This window comes from Vibrio sp. D420a (assembly GCF_030248625.1).
Classification (GTDB): Bacteria; Pseudomonadota; Gammaproteobacteria; order Enterobacterales; family Vibrionaceae; genus Vibrio; species Vibrio fortis_A.
This window is the reverse complement of record NZ_JAHGAN010000098.1, coordinates 1-1281: the sequence shown is the minus strand read 5'-3', so window position 1 is coordinate 1281 and position 1281 is coordinate 1. Positions and strand designations below refer to the sequence as shown.

General features: G+C 44.4%; 2 protein-coding genes. One reads left to right on the top strand and one right to left on the bottom strand.

The features are described from left to right. Positions 1-117 precede the first annotated feature (117 nt). Positions 118-291 (top strand): hypothetical protein, encoded by a 174-nt coding sequence (locus tag KI743_RS24490; protein WP_032550409.1) that lies wholly within the window; start codon positions 118-120, stop codon positions 289-291. A 75-nt stretch (positions 292-366) separates the two neighbouring features. Here KI743_RS24490 and KI743_RS24485 read toward each other — a convergent pair. Continuing rightward, positions 367-1281, bottom strand: a 915-nt coding sequence (locus tag KI743_RS24485) for a helicase-related protein (protein ID WP_285468592.1), incomplete at its 5' end; no start/stop codon positions are given.

The window sequence follows — 1281 nt, the reverse complement described above, 5'->3', positions numbered from 1 at the left end:
TTAATTGTTGGCAGTGATGAATTTCGTAATTTATTGACCAATAGATAAGCAACTAAACATACAGAAAGGTATGATATTTGCATAAAATATCGAAGGTTAGTATTTGGGAGGCAATCTATGGCCGCTATTCCTCATTATTCGAGCGAAATAGAATATGAGCTTTGCTACTTTGAAGATGGAAAAATAACCACAGTAAGGATATTAGCGAACAATCGTCAGGAAGCTATGAATTGGTATCTTGGTGAAGGTAAGCATATCAATGATCTCTATTCTATTCGCCCAGATGAATAGAGCTGTGTGGACAGTCTTAACGGCACTTTGAAATCGGAGTGCCGTTAAGGCGTCACAAGAACTTGGTCGTTCGAATTACTTTAGAATTCGAGCTCGGAACTGTCTTCCCTTCATCTTCCCAGACTCAATCTTACGTAACGCTTTCTTCGCCACCGATTTTTCGACTGCGACATAGGCACGCATTGGGAAAAGGTTAATTTTACCCACGGACTTACCTTCAATACCACCTTGGCCTGTCAAGGCACCTAGAATATCACCAGCACGTAACTTCGCTTTTTTACCACCATCGATCTGAATCGTTACCATATTTGAGTAGTATGGCTTCGCAACTGGTTTAGCTGGCAACTCAGATGGCTCAATCGGCATATCCATGTACTCATCAATTTGAGCAACGCGATACATCTCTTTCTCACTGAAGAAGCTACAAGCAACACCCTTGCTACCTGCACGTCCAGTACGACCAATGCGATGCACGTGAACTTCAGGGTCGCGCGACAACTCAAAGTTAAATACTGCGTCTAGGTTGTCTACATCCAGACCACGAGCCGCGACATCTGTTGCCACCAGAATCGAAATGCTCTTGTTTGAGAATTGAACCAACGCCTGATCACGTTCACGCTGCTCCATGTCACCATGCAGCTCAATTACGCTGAAACCGCGATGTGCGAGTTCATCTGTTACGTTCTGAACTTCTTTCTTAGTGTTACAGAAGACAACCGCAGATTCAGGCTGGTGATGAAGTAACAGCAGCTCTAGTGCATCGTCACGTGCTTCCGTGCCTTCAAGCTTATAGAAGTGCTGCTGGATGCTTGAGTGATCGTGTGTCGACTCTACTTTCACCATCTCAGGGTTATTCATAATACGATCAGCAATCGACTTGATCTGTTTCGGGAACGTCGCACTAAATAACAATGTTTGACGCTGTTTCGGCGCAGCATCAATCACTGCATCAATTGCATCTTGGAAGCCCATCTCTAGCATGCGGTCAGC